The 21,654-nt window shown below is 70.5% G+C and carries 15 protein-coding genes and 1 pseudogene; 8 read left to right on the forward strand and 8 right to left on the reverse strand.

Annotated elements, in window-relative coordinates; genetic code table 11:
* Nucleotides 1-119: 119 nt before the first annotated feature.
* The 5 genes from ACWGJB_RS36285 to ACWGJB_RS36305 all read right to left on the reverse strand — a co-directional run bounded on the left by ACWGJB_RS36285 (nucleotide 120) and on the right by ACWGJB_RS36305 (nucleotide 6,490).
* Complete coding sequence (locus tag ACWGJB_RS36285; RefSeq protein ID WP_453384300.1) at nucleotides 120-1,157, reverse strand: sigma-70 family RNA polymerase sigma factor; 1,038 nt, start codon at nucleotides 1,155-1,157, stop codon at nucleotides 120-122.
* A 54-nt stretch (nucleotides 1,158-1,211) separates the two neighbouring features.
* Nucleotides 1,212-2,306 (reverse strand): lytic transglycosylase domain-containing protein, encoded by a 1,095-nt coding sequence (locus ACWGJB_RS36290; protein WP_453384301.1) that lies wholly within the window; start codon nucleotides 2,304-2,306, stop codon nucleotides 1,212-1,214.
* A gap of 948 nt (nucleotides 2,307-3,254) precedes the next feature.
* Nucleotides 3,255-4,784, reverse strand: coding sequence for a helix-turn-helix domain-containing protein (locus ACWGJB_RS36295; protein ID WP_453384302.1), 1,530 nt, complete (start codon nucleotides 4,782-4,784; stop codon nucleotides 3,255-3,257).
* A 1,087-nt stretch (nucleotides 4,785-5,871) separates the two neighbouring features.
* Nucleotides 5,872-6,141 (reverse strand): hypothetical protein, encoded by a 270-nt coding sequence (locus ACWGJB_RS36300; RefSeq protein ID WP_453384303.1) that lies wholly within the window; start codon nucleotides 6,139-6,141, stop codon nucleotides 5,872-5,874.
* A gap of 151 nt (nucleotides 6,142-6,292) precedes the next feature.
* Entirely contained in the window at nucleotides 6,293-6,490 is a 198-nt protein-coding gene (locus tag ACWGJB_RS36305) for a DUF4236 domain-containing protein (RefSeq protein ID WP_351728923.1), read from the reverse strand.
* Between the two features lie 372 nt (nucleotides 6,491-6,862).
* On the opposite strand from ACWGJB_RS36305, the gene acnA reads away from it, so the two are divergent.
* From acnA to ACWGJB_RS36320, 3 genes are all read left to right on the forward strand, one after another.
* Entirely contained in the window at nucleotides 6,863-9,577 is a 2,715-nt protein-coding gene (gene acnA / locus ACWGJB_RS36310) for an aconitate hydratase AcnA (RefSeq protein WP_453384304.1), read from the forward strand.
* A gap of 152 nt (nucleotides 9,578-9,729) precedes the next feature.
* On the forward strand, nucleotides 9,730-10,455 hold the full coding sequence (locus ACWGJB_RS36315; RefSeq protein WP_453384305.1) for a response regulator transcription factor: 726 nt from the start codon (nucleotides 9,730-9,732) through the stop codon (nucleotides 10,453-10,455).
* A complete protein-coding gene (locus tag ACWGJB_RS36320; RefSeq protein WP_453384306.1) occupies nucleotides 10,452-11,963 on the forward strand; it encodes a HAMP domain-containing sensor histidine kinase in 1,512 nt (503 codons plus the stop codon). The genes ACWGJB_RS36315 and ACWGJB_RS36320 overlap by 4 nt, the downstream gene beginning before the upstream one ends.
* A gap of 32 nt (nucleotides 11,964-11,995) precedes the next feature.
* Here ACWGJB_RS36320 and ACWGJB_RS36325 read toward each other — a convergent pair whose 3' ends face one another.
* Complete coding sequence (locus tag ACWGJB_RS36325) at nucleotides 11,996-14,263, reverse strand: NEW3 domain-containing protein (RefSeq protein WP_453384307.1); 2,268 nt, start codon at nucleotides 14,261-14,263, stop codon at nucleotides 11,996-11,998.
* Between the two features lie 421 nt (nucleotides 14,264-14,684).
* Here ACWGJB_RS36325 and ACWGJB_RS36330 point away from each other — a divergent pair, with 421 nt between their 5' ends.
* The 3 genes from ACWGJB_RS36330 (at nucleotide 14,685) to ACWGJB_RS36340 (ending at nucleotide 16,094) form a co-directional block, all read left to right on the forward strand.
* Nucleotides 14,685-15,344, forward strand: coding sequence for an MSMEG_1061 family FMN-dependent PPOX-type flavoprotein (locus ACWGJB_RS36330; RefSeq protein ID WP_453384308.1), 660 nt, complete (start codon nucleotides 14,685-14,687; stop codon nucleotides 15,342-15,344).
* Nucleotides 15,345-15,426: 82 nt separating this feature from the next.
* Nucleotides 15,427-15,555, forward strand: coding sequence for a hypothetical protein (locus tag ACWGJB_RS36335; protein ID WP_453384309.1), 129 nt, complete (start codon nucleotides 15,427-15,429; stop codon nucleotides 15,553-15,555).
* 11 nt (nucleotides 15,556-15,566) lie between these two features.
* Nucleotides 15,567-16,094, forward strand: a complete 528-nt coding sequence (locus ACWGJB_RS36340) for an AAA family ATPase (RefSeq protein WP_453384310.1) — start codon at nucleotides 15,567-15,569, stop codon at nucleotides 16,092-16,094.
* A 35-nt stretch (nucleotides 16,095-16,129) separates the two neighbouring features.
* Here the strand turns inward: ACWGJB_RS36340 and ACWGJB_RS36345 are convergent, their stop codons facing one another.
* Both ACWGJB_RS36345 and ACWGJB_RS36350 read right to left on the reverse strand, forming a co-directional pair.
* On the reverse strand, nucleotides 16,130-16,561 hold the full coding sequence (locus ACWGJB_RS36345; protein ID WP_453384311.1) for a GNAT family N-acetyltransferase: 432 nt from the start codon (nucleotides 16,559-16,561) through the stop codon (nucleotides 16,130-16,132).
* Nucleotides 16,562-16,642: 81 nt separating this feature from the next.
* Nucleotides 16,643-17,050, reverse strand: coding sequence for a hypothetical protein (locus ACWGJB_RS36350; protein ID WP_360488965.1), 408 nt, complete (start codon nucleotides 17,048-17,050; stop codon nucleotides 16,643-16,645).
* A 432-nt stretch (nucleotides 17,051-17,482) separates the two neighbouring features.
* Here ACWGJB_RS36350 and ACWGJB_RS36355 point away from each other — a divergent pair.
* A pseudogene (locus ACWGJB_RS36355) lies at nucleotides 17,483-17,985 on the forward strand (lytic polysaccharide monooxygenase); the annotation flags it as partial.
* Nucleotides 17,986-18,345: 360 nt separating this feature from the next.
* Nucleotides 18,346-21,627, forward strand: coding sequence for a GH92 family glycosyl hydrolase (locus ACWGJB_RS36360; protein WP_453384312.1), 3,282 nt, complete (start codon nucleotides 18,346-18,348; stop codon nucleotides 21,625-21,627).
* Nucleotides 21,628-21,654 lie beyond the last annotated feature (27 nt).

Here is a 21,654-nt window from a genome sequence, read left to right on the forward strand (position 1 = left end):
GGGGCCGGGCGTCCGTCGCGACGGAGGCGGATTTTTTTCGGGGGTCTTGCGGGCGGGTTTCCGGCGGCTCGACGGCCGCGCTTTCCGCTGGTTCTACGGCAGTCCTTTGTCCGGCGGTTCTACGGCAGCGCGGTCGGGGTCGGTACGTCGACCGGGGCGGAGGACGTGGCGGGAGCCTCCGGGAGGGCCGGAGGCGTCGTCGGGACCGTGGCCGGCAGATCGGGGAGGCCGGGCACGCTCGGCAGGCCGGACACGCCGGGGACGTCGGGGACGGACGGCACTGGTGACCGCGAGGCGTCCGGCAGCGGTGGCACCGACAGAGGCAGCAACGACCGGTCGTCATCGCCGGGCGGCACCGTCGGCGTCGCTGCGTGGGACGCCGAGGCGGCCGACAGATCACGGGCGTTCGGGGCGGCCACCCGGCCGACGCCGTCGGGCCGGCCGGTCTGCGTGGTCGCCTGGGCCATGCGGGACACGGAGGGTCGGGGAGCCGTGCCCTGCCTGTCCCCGTCGTGGACGTACGGCAACACGAACCCCGCCACCACCAGGGTCGCGGCCGTCGAGGTCACCGCCACGGCCTGCGCGTGTCCGCCCGCGCGCAGCTTGCCGCGCCCCCACAGGAACAGGGCCAGGCCCAGCGTTCCGGCCAGCGAGTTGCGCAGGGTGCGCCGGGCCCGGGCGAGCAGCGACTCGACGGTGCGATAGCTCAGCCCCATGCGCACGGCGACCTGGCCGACGTCGAGGCCCTCGGACTTCAGCCGGAGCGCCTCGGACTGGCGCGCCGGCAGCTCCCCGCTGCGCACGGCCAGCCACCTGGCCTCGGCCCGGTCGCACACCGCCTCCTCGACGGGCACCGGACCCGGCGCGGCGAGCGTGGGGCTGCGGTGTACCTCGGCCTCACGGTTGACCTGGCGATGCCGATCGACGCACAGCCGCATGGTCACGGTCGTCAGCCAGCCGCCGAGGCGCTCGTCGTCCAGGTCGGGGCGCTCCGCGGCGCGCAGCATGGCCTCGTGCACCGCGTCCTCGGCGTCCTCCGGGCTCATCGACCTGCGCCGGGCCACCTTGAGCAGTTGCTCGCGGTGGCTCCACATGCGCTGCCAACGGTCGTGGGCCGCCTGTATCTCCGCAGGCATGTCCGGCATGTCCGTCGCCATGAGGGCCCCTTTGCGCTCACCCGCCGGTCCTGTGCCGTCCGGCGGGTGGTGACATTACCGCCCGGTAGTCGCGGTTGTGGAGGGGGCGGAGGTCGTCGAGTCCCCGCTGTTACTGGTCAGCGGACCGCCGCTGGGCAGCAGGTCGTCGCCGGGCAGTTCGATATCCACGCCCGGTGAGGGGAGTTGGGGCTCCTCCGTCGGAGCGGCCCCGCCCGCCGGACGGGACGTGCCGGGGGCTGGCGAGGGACGTACGGACGGTGTCGGGGAGGGGACGGCGCTCGGACGGGCGGACGGTGTCGGCGAGGGCTTCGGCGTGGACGGCGGCCGCGACGGCTCCGGGTGCGCCGAGGACTTCGCGGAGCTGTCCGGCACCACCCGGCACTCTTCCAGGAAGTACGCGTACCAGGCCCTGACCGTGCGCAGATACGCCTCCGAGTGGTTGTAGCCGAGGACCGCCCGGTCAAGCTCGACCGGGTCGGAGAGGTCTCTCCCCCACTCTCGGCTTCGCTCGAGCGGGAGGTGCCCCCATCCCGCGCACAGGTAGCGCCCGGCGGCGAGCGCCGCGTCGAAGACGTTGTCCGGGTCGGCCCGCCCGTCGCCGTTGCCGTCCGTGCCCCAGCGGGCCCAGGTCGACGGGATGAACTGCATCGGTCCGACCGCCCGGTCGTAGGCCGCGTCCCCGTCGTACGCGCCGCCGTCGGTGTCCCGCATGACCGCGAAGGCGCCGCCGTCCAGCCGCGGCCCGAGGATGGGCGCCACGGTCGTACCGTCCGCCGTCACCCGACCGCCGTGCGCCTGCCCGGACTCCACCTGGCCGATCGCGGCCAGCAACTGCCACCGCAGCCGGCAGCCGGGCGCGGTGCGTGCGAGTTCCGCCTCGGCGTGCCGGTAGGCGGCGAACACGCTCGCCGGCAGCGCGGCGCCCGCCACCGACGCCTCGCCCTTGCGTTCCCGGGTCCGCGGCAGCGGGAGGTCGGTGCGGTACCGGGTGTCGCCCGACACGCTCGGCCCCTGCTCGGCGTGCGCCTGCCGCGGGGGTACGGAGGCCCGTGCCGGGACCGCCCCCGGCGCCTGTGACGCGGTCAGCGCCGCCATGGCCACCGCCGCGATCGCCGTACCCCTGGCACCTCTGACTCTGTGCCCTGCCACGTCGCGCTCCCTTCCCTGTGAGCTGATGTCGTCTGCTCTACGGGGCAGGGCGGCGGGTCCGTCGCACGGAGCGGGGCGATTTCGGGAAACGGGGTCCGCACGCGCGTCCGTCGAGATCTCCCCGAGCGGCCGGGGCCGTAAGGTCTCGAGGACCCGGCGGACGCGTGGGTACCGACGCGAGGGCTTCGCGGTGTCAGGCCAGTGGTTCCAGACAGGTCGCAGCGGCCTGCGGGACTTCGAGGCAGCGACCGGCGTGCAGGGGCGAGGCGGCGAACGGCGTGCGGGGACACGGACCGGCCGGCGGGCCGGAGCGGCTGGACGCGACCGAGCGGCATTCGAACAGGTTGACCCTGGTTGACCGGGTTTGCGTGGCCCGGCCGAGGACTTGACCCCTGCAAGCCGCACCGAGCCCGGCTTTCTCGATGAGCTCCTCGGCCGCGCGTCCTTGATCGCGGATCCGGTGGACTGCCGTACCTGTCTCGAAGCCGAGCCCTGTTCCGGCCGGTGTGCACCCGATGTGCACGGCCTCAGGTCACGCGGAACGACCGTGCATCTCAGCGGCAGCTTGGCCGTCTCAGACTGGGGGGCGGAGGGCTGCTGCGTGAGTCGATTTGCGGTACTCGCGGCGGTGCGAGAGCCAGCACTTACCGGGGTGGCTTGCCGGGACTTCGACCTGGGTGCCGATGGTCGACCAGACGCGGTCGGCGAGACACGAGGGACATCGGACGTTGCGAGGCCACTTCGGCGACAACCCTCCGTGAAGGTTTACGGATACTCAGGCATGTCTGACGTGTCGTCAACCACTCAAGATCGTCTTGCGCGTGCGTTGCACAAGGTGCTGAAGAACAACAGTGATCAGTGGAGGGCCGTGAAGGTGGGTATCCGCAGGTCAGATGGCATGTTGAGGTGTCGTGCCCCTTGCCTCCGAGGGGGCCGACACTGCGCCGTTCAGATGTCCCGGAAGATCTCGATCTGCGCCCCGATCGTGTTGAGGCGCTCAGCGAGGTCCTCGTAGCCGCGGTTGATGACGTACACGTTGCGCAGCACGGACGTGCCCTCGGCCGCCATCATGGCCAGCAGGACGACCACGGCGGGGCGCAGCGCCGGCGGGCACATCATCTCGGCGGCGCGCCAGCGGGTCGGGCCCTCCACCAGCACCCGGTGCGGGTCCAGCAACTGGAGCCGGCCGCCGAGGCGGTTCAGGTCGGTGAGGTAGATCGCGCGGTTGTCGTAGACCCAGTCGTGGATCAGGGTCTTGCCCTGTGCGACCGCCGCGATGGCAGCGAAGAAGGGGACGTTGTCGATGTTCAGGCCCGGGAACGGCATCGGGTGGATCTTGTCGATCGGCGCCTCCAGCTTGGAGGGCCGGACGGTGAGGTCGACCAGGCGGGTACGGCCGTTGTCGGCGACGTACTCGGCCGTGCGGTCGTGGTCGAGGCCCATCTCCTCCAGGACGGCGAGTTCGATCTCGAGGAACTCGATCGGCACCCGGCGCACGGTCAGCTCGGACTCCGTCACCACCGCCGCCGCCAGCAGGCTCATCGCCTCGACCGGGTCCTCGGAGGGGGAGTAGTCCACGTCCACGTCGATGTTCGGGACGCCGTGCACGGTCAAAGTGGTGGTGCCGATGCCCTCGACCCTGACGCCGAGCGCCTCCAGGAAGAAGCAGAGGTCCTGGACCATGTAGTTGGAGGAGGCGTTGCGGATGACGGTGACGCCGTCGTGCCGGGCGGCGGCCAGCAGCGCGTTCTCGGTGACCGTGTCCCCGCGTTCGGTCAGCACGATCGGGCGGTCCGGCCGGATCGAGCGGTCGACCTGCGCGTGGTACTGCCCCTCGGTCGCCGCGATGTCCAGCCCGAACCGGCGCAGCGCGATCATGTGCGGTTCGATGGTCCGCGTGCCGAGGTCGCAGCCGCCGGCGTACGGCAGCTTGAAGTGGTCCATGCGGTGCAGCAGCGGCCCGAAGAACATGATGATCGAGCGGGTGCGTACGGCGGCCTCGGCGTCGATCGCCGCCATGTCGAGGTCGGCCGGCGGTACCAGCTCCAGGTCGACGCCCTCGTTGATCCAGCGGGTGCGCACGCCGATGGAGTTGAGCACCTCCAGGAGGCGGTACACCTCCTCGATCCGGGCCACCCGGCGCAGTACGGTGCGCCCCTTGTTGAGCAGTGAGGCGCACAGCAGGGCCACGCACGCGTTCTTGCTGGTCTTCACGTCGATCGCGCCGGACAGCCGGCGGCCGCCCACCACCCGCAGATGCATCGGGCCCGCGTAGCCCAGTGAGACGATCTCGCTGTCCAGGGCTTCACCGATGCGGGCGATCATCTCAAGGCTGATGTTCTGGTTCCCGCGCTCGATGCGGTTGACAGCGCTCTGACTGGTGCCGAGCGCCTCCGCGAGCTGTGCCTGTGTCCAGCCGCGGTGTTGCCGGGCGTCACGGATGAGCTTGCCGATGCGTACGAGGTAGTCGTCTGCCATGAGGTTGAGGCTATCTCAGATATGAGATGGTGCCCGTTGGGGGGCCCGTTCGGGTGATGCCTTGTCAGCGAGGGTGGCCGTTCGGCCCGTCGACCATCGTTGCGAAGCGCACAAGGGCAGGGTCGGAGAACTCAAGGCGATTCCCGGCGTTTGGTGGTGAATTCCTTCGGGCGTCGGCCGGAGGCATTTCCTCCGTGCGTTGGTGTGGTGCCCGGTGCGCGCAACCGGCATGTCGTCAGGCTCAATCCGGAGGTACGGGAAATGCCCCAGGAAGCCATCGAGGCAACCTTCTTCGTCGGAACTCCGGAAGCCCCGCACATCGCCCGGCTCGGGTCCCTCGACGCCGATCAGGGAACGACCATCCTGACCTCCGAGGGCGAGATTCCCAAGCATTTCCCGGCGATCACCCACAACGGGATCCGATACACGGTTCGTTGCGCTGCGCGCCGCCGCCGGTGCCCTCCTCGGATGCCCGCCTACGGTGGCCACGGAAATTCCCGCACTCGCACCGCACACAATGGGATCGCACATGTCCCGAAGGATTTGGATGGTGGAAAGCGCGGCGGGCGACGGTGACATGTACCGCCGCGCCCTGAGGGCGCCGGACGGTGAACCGGAGCCCGGCGCGGACGTGGGCGGGGGTGCCCGGCGGCGGACGCCGTCGTCTCCCGGGAGCAGCGTGCGGTGGATTCCGCCGGACTCTTTCCTGCGGCCTCTTTCCCGGCTGATCCGCGGGTCGCCGGACACGGTCTGGAAAGGTTCTCCGAGACCGACATCCCGGGCCGTATCGCGGCGTATTGCAGGATCATCGCCCAACTCCTCCCGGCCCGCGAAGAAGTACGTATGACCGGCCCCGGGACGGATCTCGTCATCCGCCTCCCGGAACAACTCCAGCTCTCCAGTCGTGCGCGCCCGGAACTTCTCCCGGACGGACACTCCGTCAACGGAAACCACTTCGAGGTCGGCATGTCGCCGATCGATCTGTCCGGTCGTGTCGACACCGTCCGCACGGTTTCCGGAACATTGAGAACAGATTCCGTACTCGTCGCCGGACACCGTGAACTCAAGGGCGCGCCGCGCCGACCGATTAGGGGCAGCCGAGATCACGGAGGCGCTGCGGAAATCCTGTCCGCTCCAGGTGGTGATCCGGGGCAACCGGTTCGTCGACGGGTTCGGCCCCTTCGTCGACGGCAGCCACGCGACGAGCGGTCCGGAGGACCGGGGCGCGGCGGCCGAGGTCGCCGTCGGCGCCGGCGTGCCGTCCGCCGACCGGGTGGACCGGAGCCCGAACTGCCTGCTCAGCGAGGGTGCGGTGGGCGTCCGTCCGGGGGTGGGCAACGATCTGGTCGGTACGCACTTCGACTTCATCGTGCGGATAGCCCGGCTTGTCCTGATCTGGCATATTGTGCGACACGCCGACGATCCGCCTTGTGGGTTCCCCGCTCCTCCGTCCGGGCCCGGACGACGCCGCGGGCGGACCGCTCGGGTCTCCGGTCCGCCCGCGGACGTCACCGGCGGCGCTCCCTGGAGGTGCGCCGCCACCCGAACGGTCCGGGCAGATCCATCGACGTCGTCCGGCGTCCCGTACTGCTGTGCGTGTGCCGGGGCCCGTGCTTGCCCCCGGTGGTGATGGACCAGGAGTGCCGATTGATGTTGAGGCGTACTCCGGGCAGGATCCGGAAGCTCTTCCGGAAGGTGAGCGGCATGACTGCGACTCCTCTCGTCCCGTCGTCGGCTACCCCCGCTCGGCGAACTGATGGGTGTGAAACCCGGATTGACTCACGGGTGCTCGTTCGGGGCCCGGTGGTTCGCTCCCGCGTGCCCGTTCGGGATGTGGTGATTCGCCCCTCGGCGACCGGCCTCGGACACGCCGCGGGGGCAGCGGAGAACGGGTCCGGGCATGACCATCCGGCGCCCGTGTACTAGAGTTATCTCGACATCGAGATATCTGCCTAGGCGCACCGTAGCCGCCACCTCTAGTAAGGCTTGCCTAACTTAGTCTGACCTTACTGGATCGGCCAAGTCGGCGTGGCGGCACGATTGACGGTGGTACGCGCACATCAATGAAGGAGACTGTCGTGTCGGCGAACAGCTTCGACGCCCGCAGCACGCTGCAGGTGGGCGACGAGTCGTACGAGATCTTCCGGCTGGACAAGGTGGAAGGCTCGGCTCGCCTTCCGTACAGCCTGAAGGTGCTGCTGGAGAACCTGCTCCGCACGGAGGACGGCGCGAACATCACCGCCGACCACATCCGCGCCCTCGGCGGCTGGGACTCGCAGGCCCAGCCCAGCCAGGAGATCCAGTTCACGCCGGCCCGCGTGATCATGCAGGACTTCACCGGCGTGCCCTGTGTCGTGGACCTCGCCACCATGCGCGAGGCCGTGAAGGAGCTCGGCGGCGACCCGGCGAAGATCAACCCGCTGGCCCCGGCCGAGCTGGTCATCGACCACTCCGTCATCGCCGACAAGTTCGGCACCCACGAGGCCTTCGCCCAGAACGTCGAGCTGGAGTACGGCCGCAACCGCGAGCGCTACCAGTTCCTGCGCTGGGGCCAGACCGCCTTCGACGAGTTCAAGGTCGTCCCCCCGGGCACCGGCATCGTCCACCAGGTCAACATCGAGCACCTGGCCCGCACGGTCATGGTCCGGGGCGGCCAGGCCTACCCCGACACCCTGGTCGGCACCGACTCGCACACCACCATGGTCAACGGCCTCGGTGTGCTGGGCTGGGGCGTCGGCGGCATCGAGGCCGAGGCCGCCATGCTCGGCCAGCCGGTCTCCATGCTCATCCCGCGCGTCGTCGGCTTCAAGCTGACCGGTGAGCTCAAGCCCGGCACCACCGCCACCGACCTGGTGCTCACCATCACCGAGATGCTCCGCAAGCACGGTGTGGTCGGCAAGTTCGTCGAGTTCTACGGCGAGGGTGTGGCGGCGACGAGCCTCGCCAACCGCGCCACCATCGGCAACATGTCGCCGGAGTTCGGCTCCACCGCCGCGATCTTCCCGATCGACGACGAGACCCTCAGCTACCTGCGTCTGACCGGCCGCAGCGACCAGCAGGTCGCGCTAGTCGAGGCGTACGCCAAGGAGCAGGGCCTCTGGCTGGACCCGAAGGCCGAGCCCGACTTCTCCGAGAAGCTGGAGCTGGACCTCGCCACGGTCGTCCCCTCGATCGCCGGCCCGAAGCGCCCGCAGGACCGTATCGTCCTCGCCAACGCCGCCGAGCAGTTCAAGAGCGACGTCCGCAACTACGTCGCCGACGACGACGAGGCGGGCAAGGAATCCTTCCCGGCCTCCGACTCCCCGGCCACCGCCAACGGCGTGCCGACCAACCCGGTCACCGTCACCGCCCCCGACGGCTCGACCTACGAGATCGACCACGGCGCGGTCACCGTCGCGGCCATCACCTCCTGCACCAACACCTCCAACCCGTACGTCATGGTCGCCGCCGCGCTGGTGGCCAAGAAGGCGGTCGAGAAGGGCCTGACCCGCAAGCCCTGGGTCAAGACCACCCTCGCCCCGGGTTCCAAGGTCGTCACCGACTACTTCGAGAAGGCGGGCCTGACCCCGTACCTCGACAAGGTCGGCTTCAACCTGGTCGGTTACGGCTGCACCACCTGCATCGGCAACTCCGGCCCGCTGCCGGAGGAGGTCTCCAAGGCCGTCAACGACCACGACCTCGCGGTCACCTCGGTCCTCTCCGGCAACCGGAACTTCGAGGGCCGGATCAACCCCGACGTCAAGATGAACTACCTGGCCTCCCCGCCGCTGGTCGTCGCCTACGCGCTCGCCGGCTCGATGAAGGTCGACATCACCAAGGACGCCCTGGGCACCGACACCGACGGCAAGCCGGTGTACCTCCAGGACATCTGGCCCACCGAGGCCGAGGTCAACGAGGTCGTGGCGAGCGCCATCGGCGAGGACATGTTCAACAAGTCCTACGCCGACGTCTTCGCCGGCGACGCCCAGTGGCAGTCGCTGCCGATCCCGACCGGCAACACCTTCGAGTGGGACCCGCAGTCGACCTACGTGCGTAAGCCCCCGTACTTCGAGGGCATGGCGCACGAGCCGTCCCCGGTCACCGACATCGCCGGTGCCCGCGTGCTGGCCAAGCTGGGCGACTCGGTCACCACCGACCACATCTCCCCGGCCGGCGCCATCAAGGCCGACACCCCGGCCGGCAAGTACCTCACCGAGCACGGTGTGGAGCGTCGTGACTTCAACTCCTACGGCTCCCGCCGAGGCAACCACGAGGTCATGATCCGCGGTACGTTCGCCAACATCCGCCTGCGCAACCAGATCGCGCCGGGCACGGAGGGCGGTTACACCCGCGACTTCACCCAGGCGGACGCGCCGGTGGCGTTCATCTACGACGCCTCCCGCAACTACATCGAGCAGGGCATCCCGCTGGTCGTCCTGGCCGGCAAGGAGTACGGCTCCGGCTCGTCCCGCGACTGGGCCGCCAAGGGCACCGCGCTGCTCGGCGTCAAGGCCGTCATCGCCGAGTCGTACGAGCGCATCCACCGCTCGAACCTGATCGGCATGGGCGTGCTCCCGCTGCAGTTCCCGGAGGGCGCCACCGCCGAGTCCCTCGGTCTGACCGGCGAGGAGACCTTCTCCTTCACCGGCGTCGAGGAGCTCAACAACGGCACCACGCCGCGCACGGTCAAGGTCACCACCGACACGGGCGTCGAGTTCGACGCGGTCGTCCGGATCGACACCCCCGGTGAGGCCGACTACTACCGCAACGGCGGCATCATGCAGTACGTGCTGCGCAGCCTGCTCCGCAAGTAGCCGCAAGTAGCCGCAAGGGGCCTGTGAGGGCCGCGTCCCCGGTCAGCCGGGGGCGCGGCCCTTCGCCGTACCTGTGCGCGGCCGCCGCGGAACATCGCCAGGGCTCAGGCGGAACACAGCGTTCCCCCAGCGGACCGGCACAGACTTGATACATGTCTGCCACCGCAGGGTCCCGAACCGGCCGAGTCCGCGTCCTGATCGTCGACGACGAGCCCGGTCTCACCGAGCTGCTGTCCGCCGCCGTCGCGGACGCGGGCTGGCGCCCCTACCCCGCGCTCGACGGACAGACGGCCCTGCGGCTGGCCCGCGGCTGCACCCCGCACGCGGTGGTGCTCGACGGGATGCTGCCCGACCTCGACGGCCTCCAGGTACTGCGCAGACTGCGCTACGAGATGCCGAGGCTGCCCGTCCTGATGCTCACCGCCCGCGACGCCGTCGAACACCGTATCGACGGCCTGGAGGCGGGGGCCGACGACTACGTCACCAAGCCCTTCTCCGTGGCGGAGGTGATGCTGCGGCTGCGCGGACTGCTGCGCCGGGCCGGCACCGAACGGCACCCCGCCGACGACTCCGTACGCGTCCTCGGCGACCTGGTGCTGACCGGGGAGTCCCGCGAGGTACAGCGGGCCGGCACCCCGATCAGGCTCACCGCCAAGGAGTTCGACCTGCTCAGCCTGCTCCTGGACCATCCACGCCAAGTACTGAGCAAGGCCCAGATCCTCGACCACGTCTGGAGCACGTCCTTCGACGGCGGCGGCAATCTGGTCGAGGTCTACATCTCCAGTCTGCGCCGCAAGATCGACCGGGGCCGGAAGCCGATGATCCACACCGTGCGCGGCATGGGCTACGTCGTACGGGCCGTGGAGGACGGGAGATGACAGCCCTGCTGCGGAGCCGGTCGCTGCGCACGCGACTGCTCGTCTTCATCACCGCCGTCCTGGTCTGCGTCTGCGCCGTGCTGGCCCTGACCACCGCCTTCGCCCAACGCGCCTATCTGATGGGCAACCTGGACGACCGGGTGAGCGACGCGGTCGAGCGCAACGCGGGCGGCGCCGCGCTGCATCCGGAGCTGACCCGCGACCTGACCTTCCTCAACGAGGGCGGCCAGCCGGCCGGCATGCTCGCCGCCCGCATCGACACCAAGGGCGACGTCCTCAGCGCGGCCGTGGTCACCCAGGACGCGCCCCCGCGCTCGCTCACCGCCGCCCAGACCGACGCGCTCAGGGGCATCGTGCCGAACGGCTCGCCGGACACCCGCACGGTTCCCGGCCTCGGCACCTACCGGGTAGCCGCCCTGGATGCCAGCGGGGTCCGCGTCGTGACCGGCCTGCCGATGGACGACGTACTGGACATGATCGGAGACCTGGTGGAGGTCGAGGTCGCGGTCGCCGCGGTCGGTCTCACGGTCGCCGGCTGCGTGTGCGCGGTGGTGATACGACGACAGCTGCGCCCCCTCGGCCGGGTCGCCGCCACCGCCGTCGAGGTCTCCCACGCGCCCCTCGGCCACGGCCAGGTCACCGGCCTGACCCGGGTACCGGAACGGGACACCGACCCCGGCAGCGAGGCCGGCCAGGTCGGCGCCGCCCTCAACCGCATGATCGACCATGTCGAGGCCTCGCTCGCGGAACGCCAGCACAGCGAGGAACAGGTGCGCCGCAGCGAGGAGCGCATGCGCCGCTTCCTGGCCGACGCCAGCCACGAACTGCGCACCCCGCTCGCCTCGATCGCCGGGTACGCGGAGCTGATGAACCGCGGCACCGACCGCATCGAACCGGGCCTGGCCTGGCGCCGGGTCAACGCCGAGTCGGCCCGGATGCGCAGCCTGGTCGAGGACCTGCTGCTGCTCGCCCGCCTCGACGAGGGACGCCCGCTGCAGTCCGCCGAGGTCGACATGGCCGCGCTGGTCGCGGAGGCGGTGTGGGACGCGCGGGCGGCGGGCGCCGCACACGTCTGGCGGCTCGAACTCGACCTGGACGGCCCGGCGCTGGTCCTGGGCGACGAGGCCCGGCTGCACCAGGTGGTGGCCAACCTGCTGGCCAACGCGCGGGTGCACACGCCCGCGGGTACGACGGTGACCGCCACGGTCGCGGCCACCGCCGCCACCTGCGTGATCCGCGTCCACGACGACGGACCGGGCATCCCGCCGGAACTCCTGCCCGCCGTCTTCGAACGCTTCACCCGGGCCGACTCCTCCCGGACCCGCGCCGGTGTCCTGACGGGCGGCTCGGGCCTGGGCCTGGCCATCGCCGCAGCCATCACCACGGCCCACGGCGGCCGGATCGACGTGGAGAGCCGGCCGGGCCGCACGGAGTTCACTCTGGAACTCCCGGTGGCCGAACTCCCGGCCGCCGGAACGGCGCTGCGCGCCCGCACGGCGCCGGTCTGAGAAAGCACCGGGCGCCGCGCGGACGACACCCCCTAGGGGGTTGTGGTGAACGTGTCGAAGTCGGCCTCGCCGGTGGTGCCCGAGGCGTGCGAGGTCTGGGTGAGACCGACGTCCTGGGTGGCCGCGGCGGTCGGGACCGTGACCGTGCCCACCAGGTTCCAGGTGGAGTCGTCGGTGGAGTAGTAGCCGCTGTACGTGGTGCCGTGCCGGACCAGCTTCAGCCACGAGGGGTAGGTGGCGGTCCCGGTGGAGTCCTGGGAGTCCAGCCGTCCGTCACCGTCGCTGTCCCAGTCGAGGAGGTAGCCGTTGCCGGGGGTCACGACCAGGGCCAGGTAACCGGGGGAGGTGTCCGGCCGGGTGATGTCGTTGCGGACCATGATCCCGGCCTTCGCCCAGACGTCCGTGTCCGACTGGGAGTCGATCTTCACGGTGGTCGTGGAACCGTCGTGCTCGGCCCCCGGCAGATAGACCGTCCCGTACTCGTTCGTCCCGTTGTACAGGTCGGCGCCCTGGGCGCGGATGCCGAGCCTGGAGCCGGACTCGCTGAAGCTCGCCGTGGTGGAGGCGAACGTGCGGTACGGGGCCGTCACCTGGTGGTTGACGGTGATCGTGTCACCGGCGGTCAGCCGGGTCTTCTCCGCCGACCGGAAGCGGTAGGTCGCCGTCCCCTGGAAGTCGCTGGAGGCGAAGAGCTCGGCCGAGGGCGGGATGGACACGGAGTAGGTGGCCTTCAGCGCGTGGCCGCCGCGGATCGTCCGGGCTCGCGTCGCGGAATGCGTGGTGATCTTCGTGCCGGACGGCCCGGTGAGGGTCAGGCCCGCGTCGGTGATCGGCCGCGATCCGTTGTCGGACAGGACCGCGGTCACGGTACGCGTGGTGCTGTCGCTCGGCGCGGGGGCCCAGTTGAGTGCCAGCGAGACGTCCGGAGCCGCGCCGGCCACCGTGTGGTGGGTGCCGTGGACCCGGTACAGGACCACGCCGTGCGGCGGCACATTTGCGGCGATCCGGCCCGCGGACTCGGTCAGCCGGTGGCTCCACAGGTCCCGCAGGGCGTAGTCGTGCGCCGCGGGCAGGCCCAGCGCGGCCGCCGTCGTGGCGACCTCCCGGGGAGCCGAACCGGTGTTGAACAGGCCGACGACGGCGTCCCCGTCGGGCTCGGTCTTGGCGAACACCTGGGAGTCGCCGTCCCCGGAGATCCGCCGGGCGTCGATGCCGTCCTGGTCGACCGCGAGGACGTCGGTGTTCTTCAGCAGGGCCAGGTCGGCCGGGTCGAGGTGGGTCAGATCGGTGCCGAGCATGAGCGGGGAGGCGGCCAGCGACCACAGACTCAGCTGGGTCCTGCGTTCGTCGGGGGTGAGGCCGTTGTTGTCGCCGTTCCCGATTTCGAGGGAGTCGTAGTCGTTGTAGCCGCCGGGGCCGCCGTACGGTGCCCACGCGGCGACCTGGTCGAACCGGGAGGCGACGGAGGCCCAGGTGGTCAGCGGGTAGCTGCTGCCGTCCGGTCCGCAGTAGCACTCGATGTCGCCGCCGGTGCGCCAGCCGTTGGAGAGTTTCTTCCAGGTGGCGGCCTTGTTGATGTCGAGGTTGTTGGACAGCTCCAGGTGGATGGGCCGGCCGGTCCCCCGCAGGGCGTCCGACCAGGCCTGGACGTCCTGTTCGTCGGGGGTGCCGACGCCGTCGATCTTGAGATAGTCGATGCCCCAGCCGGCGAACTGGCCGGCCCAGGAGTCGATGAACGCCTGTGCGCCGGGCTTGCTGTAGTCGATGCCGACCATGCCGCCGCAGTTGTAGTTGTTCTCCGTCGTCGTGGTGGCGATGTCCTGGGCGTGGTACGGCGTTCCCTGGATCGCGGTGTTCTGCGCGACCGCCTGCCGGGAGATGCCCGGAGTGACATAAAGCCCGAACTTCAGCCCGAGGGAGTGGACATAGTCGGCCACGACCTGGATGCCGTTCTCGCCACCGCGGGGCGGGAACTTGGCGGGGTCGGTGACCCAGCGGCCGTACTGGTCGACGTCCGGACCCTGGCTGCCCGGGCACTGGTACCAGAAGTCGTCGACATTGGCGTACACGAACCCGTTCTTCGCCAGACCGCTCGTCTTGAGCGCCTTGGCCTGCGACTCGATGGTCTGTGCGGTCGGATTGCGGCGGACGAAGCTCCAGCTGCTCCACCCGAGGGCGGGTTTGAGTCCGACACCGTTGTCATCGGCTTGCGCCGGCTGGCCGCCGGTCGCGGTGATCCCCATCGTGAGCAGCAGCGCTCCGGTGAACGCGGCCAGCGTCCCGCGTATGTGTCTTCTCATGAGTTGTTCCTCCATCGCAGCGCCCTGACAGCGCGACGGTCGGTATCGGAGGGTCGGGATCCGGCCGGGACGGCTGCTCGCACGACCCACCTGACCGACTCAGAAAACGCCAAGAACCAACTTTGTGGGCGCGACAAGTGAACATGACCGAACGCCAGTCACCACCGGTGCGCTTGGCCAAAAAAGAGTCAAGTCTGTGGGCTCACTGTGGCACTGCCCGGCAACCGCGACGGCCCCCGACCACAGGGCGTGGTCATGGCCGTCGCTGATCGTCCGCCATGACGCCCGGACTCGCAGCGCGCCACCGGCGGGGGCGAGTCCGGCGGCCGACTCGCCCGGATGCCGGCACGGCAGGCCGTGCTCATGTCCCCGCGTTCACCGACCGGGATCAATCGCGGGTCGGCCCATTAGGGTCGGAGGCATGACGACGCCCCTTGCCAGCAGTGTCTTCGATTCGCTCCGCCTCGACGCCGTGCCCGACCAGGAGGCGCTGCGCCGCGTCTACGAACTCCCCAACGGCGCGGCCGTGCGCAAGCAGATGACCGAACTCACCGAACAGACTCGGCGGTTGATCGGCTGCTCGTCGCTGGTCCTGGTCGCCAGCGCGGACGCCGAGGGCAACTGTGACGTCTCCCCGCGCGGCGGCCCCGCCGGGTTCGTCGCCGTCCTGGACGCACGCACGGTGGCGATACCGGACGCGACCGGCAACAAGCGTCTGGACACCCTGCAGAACGTCGTCGCCACCGGACGGGCCGGGCTGCTGTTCGTCATCCCGGGGCGCACCACGACCCTCAGGGTGAACGGCCGGGCCTGCGTCTCCACCCGCCCGGAGCTGCTGTCGCAGCTGACCGCCGTGGGCAAGCCGCCGGCCAGCGCGCTGGTGCTGGGGATCGAGGAGGTCTACCCGCACTGCCCCAAGTCGCTTCTGCGCAGCGGGGCCTGGAAACCGGAGCAGTGGCTGCCGGCGGACGCCCAGCCGACCTCGGCCGAGGTGACGCTGGCCCAGCTGCGGATGCCGGAGCTGACGATCGCCGACATCGAGCAGACGGAGGCGGACTCGCTGAAGTACCGGTACGAGTAACGGGCGGACCGGCGATCGCCGAGCCGCCGGCCGGCCGAACCCCCGGGCCGGCACGCCCCGTGACCAGTCGCGGGGCGGCCCGATGGAGATCGCCGAACTGCCGGTCGACCCGGGCGACCATGACGGCGACCGCGATCACGCGCTGATCGTCGGGGCGCGCCATCCGGGCGGGCCGGACTCAAAGCAGTTGCTCTCGCTGGGCCTTTTGTGAACGATCCGGGGATGACCACGTTGTTCCTGACCGTCGGACTGCCGGGTGCCGGAAAGACCACGAAGGCCCGGCACCTGGCGAAGGAGCACAACGCGCTCCGGCTGACCCCCGACGAGTGGATGATTCCGCTGTTCGGCGAGTCGGGGGAGGACGGGAAGCGCGACGTCCTGGAAGGGCGGCTGCTCTCGATCGCCTTGGAGGTGCTGAGGCTCGGCACCGACGTGGTCCTCGACTTCGGCTGCTGGTCCCGTGACGAGAGGTCCGCCATCCGCCGGCTGGCGCAGTCCGCGAACGCGTCCTGCCGACTCGTGTATCTGCCGGTGGACCGGGAAACCCAACGTGCCCGGATCGCTCACCGTCAGGCGTCGGCCCCGGAACAGACCTTCCCGATGACCGAGACGGACCTCTCGCGCTGGAGGGCTCGCTTCGAGGAGCCCGATGCCGCGGAACTCGCCGGCCACGACATCGGTGCCCCGCCTCCGGGATGGCCGACCTGGCCCGAGTGGGCCGCCGACCGCTGGCCGTCCCTCACCGTCTGACCGCCTCGCCGCTCGGAGGCCCGTGGTCCCTTCGGTCACGCAGTGGACCACTTGAGGTGGACGGCGGTCTCGTGGAACCCCAGGGCGCGATAGAAGCCGGCCGCCCTGCGGGTCGGCACGGTCACCTCGACGTCCTTCGCCTCCCGGGCCCGTGCCTGAACGGCCTGGATCAGCGCGGTACCCGTACCGCGGCCACGCGAGGGCGCTTCCACGGTGAGTTCGAGCAGTTCGAGGATGGTTCCGCCCGCGAAAAGGGTGGGCATGCGCAGTGCGAGCGCGTACCCGACCACACCCGAGTCCGCCTCCGCGACCAGGAACTCGGCCGTGCCGTCCGCGGCGGCCGCGATGATCCGGGGGAACGTGACGGCGTCGAAGACCGCCCGGTCGGGCCGATAGCTCGTCACGAACCCGCTCAGCAGACGGTGGACGGCGTCGGAGTCCGAGGGGGTGGCGTCGCGGACGGTCATGCCGGACGGCCGGCCGTCTCGTCGGACATCATGGTGCACACCCCGTCGAGACTACGGTGGACGGCGCCTGCCGTCAGGGGATCAGTCGTAGGGGTTGATCGATCCGCCGGACGAGCTGCAGTTGTCGAAGGTCGTGTCGCGGCAGACCGTCACCCAGAGGCTGTGGATGCCGCCGTCCAGGCTGCCCGACAGGCTGCCCCAGGTGGTGGTGGTGCCGCACCCGCTGGTGTTCCAGTGGTTCGGGTACTGGAAACCCGGCACGGTGACGTAGAAGAACACCGGGTGGGCGTCGCAGGAGGTGTCACTGAGTTTCACGTTGCGCAGGGTGAACGATTCCGAACCGGTCCAGTCGACGGTGAGCGAGACGGAGGCGCCCGTGGTGCTGGCGCTGAGCGGCTCGTTGTCCGCCGCGTTGGCCGTGCCCGGCGTGAGCCCCAGGGCCGTGGCCGCGAGGCCGGCGGCGATGGCGGCGATGCCACGCTTCTTCATGATTCCTCCCGTGTTTTCGAGCGTTGTTCGGTCGTGTGCTCGGTGCGAGGTGTCCTCTCCCGCCTGGCGGCAGCAGGCTGTCGGCGAGGCCGGGTGTGTGCCAAGGAGTTCCGGGTGCCTTGGGATGCCGGGATGGCGATGGCGTGTTGAACTGCGACATCACGGAGTTGCTGGGATGTCGCTGGGACGGCCGCCCGCAGGACGTCGAGCGCGAGTCCGGGCGCCGGTGTCACCTCCGGAACGGTGGACCCCTCCCTACCGTTTACAGCCGCCCCCGTCCGCGCTAACTTCACAGGAGTGTGGGGTGGGAGCGCTCCCAACGGCTTCGGCGGACCGGAACCCGCCGAGGCGCCGGGTCCGCTTCCGCCCCGCGTTCGTCTCCATGACCCGCGTACGGCCGGTCACCCCACACAGAGGTAGTTCTGCCATGGCGGCTTCGTCCCCGACGGCCGGCTGTGCAGCGGCGGCAACCCCAACTTCACGGGCTTCGACCTGCCCCGCGACGACTGGCCGGTCACCCACCTCACCTCCGGGGCGACCGTCGACTTCTCGTACAACGCCTGGGCGGCGCACCCGGGTTGGTTCTACGTCTACGTCATCAAGGACGGCTACGACCCCACTCGGCTGCTCACCTGGGACGACATGGAGGGCACGCCGTTCCTGACCGTCGACCACCCGCCGCTCAACGGCACCCCGGGCACGGTCGAGGCCAACTACTCCTGGGTGACGTCCCGATGCTCGGCTGGACGCTCCCCGGCGGCCAGTCGGTGGCCAGCCTCTGGAACGGCAACGCCACCTACACCGGACAGGACGTGATGGTCCACAACGTCGACTGGAACGGCTCGCTCAGCCCCGGGCAGAGCACGACCTTCGGCTACGTGGTCCAGGGCGACGGCGGAGACACCGCAACCGCCCTGCCGTGCCAGGTCGGTTGACGTCACCGGGGTCCGCTCTGGGCGGACCCGGTGTCGGTGCACACCGGGTCCGCGAGCCGGGCAGGGAGGGGGGTGGGGTACCTGCCCGGGGGAAGTGGCTCGAACTGCCTCTTGCGTGCCGTGCTGTTCGGCTTGTGTCGACGCTATGGAACACGACAACGTTGTCTGATGGTCTGTACATGACTCTACCGCCTCAACCGACAACGATGTCAACCCGATTCGGGTAGCCCGACCGGGTGAACCATGTCGGTGCCTGTCGGGGGGATGCGGTCTTCCGTGTTACGGGTGGCGCACGTTACTGTCCCTGCGGCTTGTGCGACCTGTGGTGCGCGACCCGTCCGAAGGAGGAGGGGCCGCGTCATGCGTTTCCGTCCCATGTCCCTGCTGCTGGCCGCGGTGCTCGCGACCGGCGGTGCCACCCCCGCCCTCGCGGCGACCGCGAGCGGGGCACCCGAACGAGTCCCCGAACTGGTCAAGGACCCCACGGCGTACGTGGATCCGCTGATCGGCACCAAGAACGGCGGCGACACCTTCCCGGGCGCCGTCGTGCCGTTCGGCATGCTCTCCTGGAGCCCGGAGAACACCAGAGGCGACGCGACCAGAACGGCCGCGCCCGGCGGCTACCAGTACGACGCCACCCGTATCCGGGGCTTCAGCCTCACCCACATGTCCGGCACCGGCTGCGCCGGCGGCAGCGGCGACATCCCCTTCTTCCCGTACGCCGGTGAGGTCACCTCGTCCCCGGCGAGCGACACCAAGGACGCCGTCTACGCCTCGGACTTCAGCCACTCCGACGAGAGCGCCGAGCCCGGCCACTACAAGGTCGGCCTCGCCTCCGGCGTCACCGCCGACCTCACCGCGACCACCCGCACCGGGTCGGCCCGGTTCACCTATCCGGCCGGCAAACCCGCCTCGTTGCTGATCCGCACCGCCAACTCCGAGGTGGGATCGGCCGATTCGACGGTCACCATCGACCCGGCCACCCGTACCGTCTCCGGCTCGGTCACCTCCGGCGACTTCTGCGGCTACCTTGACCCGGAGGGCCAACGCGCCTACTACAAGCTGTACTTCACCGCCCACTTCGACCGCGCCTTCACCACCACCGGCACCTGGCAGGACGACAGGCTCAGCCCGGGGTCCACGGCCGCGTCCGGCGGCACCGGCGGCTTCTCGACCGGCGGGCGGCCGGTCGCGGGCAAGGGGGCCGGCGGATACGTCGAGTTCGCGCCCGGTACCGGCCCGGTGAACGTCAAGGTCGGTATCTCGTACGTCAGCCAGGCCGCCGCCGAGGCGAATCTGAGGGCGGAGAACCCGCCGCAGCGCTCCTTCGACGCCGTCCGTGCCGCGGCCCACCGCGCCTGGCGCGACCGCCTCGGTGCCATCCGCGTCGGGGGCGGTACGGACGCCGACCGCACCACCTTCTACACCGCCCTCTACCACTCGCTCTTCCACCCGAACGTCATCAGTGACGCCGATGGCCGCTACCGGGGCAGCGACGACCAGGTGCACGGCGTCGGGCGCGGCCACCGGGCGCAGTACGGCACCTTCTCCGGCTGGGACGTCTACCGGGACCAGGTCCAGCTCCTCACCCTGCTGGACCCCGGGACCGGCTCGGACATCGCCCAGTCGCTCTACGAACTCGCCCGGCAGAACGGCGGGATCTGGGACCGCTGGCTGCACGGCGCGAGCGGCACCCACGTCATGAACGGCGACCCCTCGCCCACCGCTCTCGCCGGTATCCGCGCCTTCGGCGGCACCGACTTCGACCTGAAGGGCGCGCTGCACTCCCTGGTGAAGGCGGCGACGGTCCCGACGGCCCAGGACCTGTCGGCGGCGGGCAAACCGGTGCTGTCGGTCGGCCAACGCCCGTCCCTCGACAAGTACCTGGACAACCACTACATGCCGTCCGTCTCCAACGCCTGGGGCGGCGCCGCCGAGACCCTGGAGATGTCCACCGCCGACTTCTCCCTCTCCCAACTCGCCGCAGCCGCCGGGGAGAAGAACACAGCGGCCACCTTCGCCGACCGCTCCCAGTGGTGGCAGAACAACTACAACATCGCCGCCGACCCCAGCGGCGGCTACATCGCCAACCGCAAGGCCGACGGCAGCTGGGTCACCGGCTTCACCCCGGCCACCGGCAACGGGTTCGTGGAGGGCACGGCCGCCCAGTACACCTGGATGGTCCAGCACAACCCGGCCGGGCTGTTCGCCGCGATGGGCGGCACGGACAAGGCCCTCGCCCGCCTCGACGCCTTCTTCCACAGCAGCGACGGCAGCTGGGCCCTCACCGGCAGCGGCGGCGACAAGTCCGAGCTGGACAACGAGCCCTCGATCAACGTGCCCTACCTGTACGACTACGCGGGCGCCCCGTACAAGGCCCAGGAGACCGTCCGCGCGGCCATGACCACGCTCTGGACCACCGGTCCGGGCGGTATCCCCGGCAACGACGACCTCGGCGCGATGTCGTCCTGGTACGTCTTCTCGGCGCTCGGGATGTACCCCCAGGTCCCGTCCCGTGCCGAACTCGTCCTGGCCTCGCCCCTGTTCGAGCGCGTCGAGATCGACCGCCCGGGCGCCGACGACATCTCGATCCGCGCCCGGGGTGCGGCGGCCGACGCCCCGTACGTCCAGTCCCTGAAGGTCAACGGCCGTACCAGTGACCGCGCTTGGCTCGACAGCTCCTTCGTCCGGGACGGCGGCCGCCTCGACTACACCCTCTCCGCCACCCCGAACCGCACCTGGGGGAGCGCCTCCGTACCGCCGTCCTTCCGCCAGGGCGAGCAGCCGTACCAGATCGGCGTCGGACCCACCACCGCGACGCTCGCCCCCGGTGACAGCACCCAGGTCGGCATCCGTGCCCTGTCCCTCACCGGCGGCACCGGCCCGGAGGTCCGTTTCCGGGTGGCGGCCCCGGACGGCGTCAAGGCCACCCCGGCCGAGGGCACGGTGACCGACGGCTCCCAGCAGATAACCCTGTCCACCACCTCCGGCACCCCCCAGGGCTACTACGACGTCCAGGTCACGGTGACCTCCACCGGTACTTCCTACGCCCAGCCGGTCGCCCTGACCGTCGCCGCCCCGGGCACCCTTCTCGCCGCCTACGACAACACCGGCGTCTCGGACGACGTCGGTGACCACGACGAGGGCGACTTCGACGGAGGCGGCTGGAGCTACTCCCGCCAGGCCCTCGTGGCGGCCGGCCTCACCGCGGGTGCCCAGGGCACCGTCGACGGCCTGGCCTACACCTGGCCGAACGCCCCGGCGGGCCGCCCCGACAACGCGACGGCAGCGGGCCAGACCGTTGAACTCGCCACCGCCGCAGACAAGTTGTCCTTCCTGGGCAGCGCCACCAACGGCAACCAGTCCGCCCGGGCGACCGTCACCTACACCGACGGCAGCACCGGCACGGTCGACCTCGCCTTCACCGACTGGACCGTCGGCGGCGGAGGCGGCACCGTCCAGTACGGGAACGAGACCGTGGCGAGGACCGCGTACCGCAATGTCGCGGGCGCCGACAAGGACCCCGTGGCCACCTATGTCTTCGCGACCAGGCCTTTCGAGGCGCCGGCGGGCAAGAGCATCAAGAGCGTCCGGCTTCCCGAGAACACCGACCTGCACGTGTTCACCCTCGCCACCGGCTGAGCCGGAGAACCAAAAAAGGGGGGGCGG

This window comes from Streptomyces sp. NPDC054813 (genome assembly GCF_053611365.1).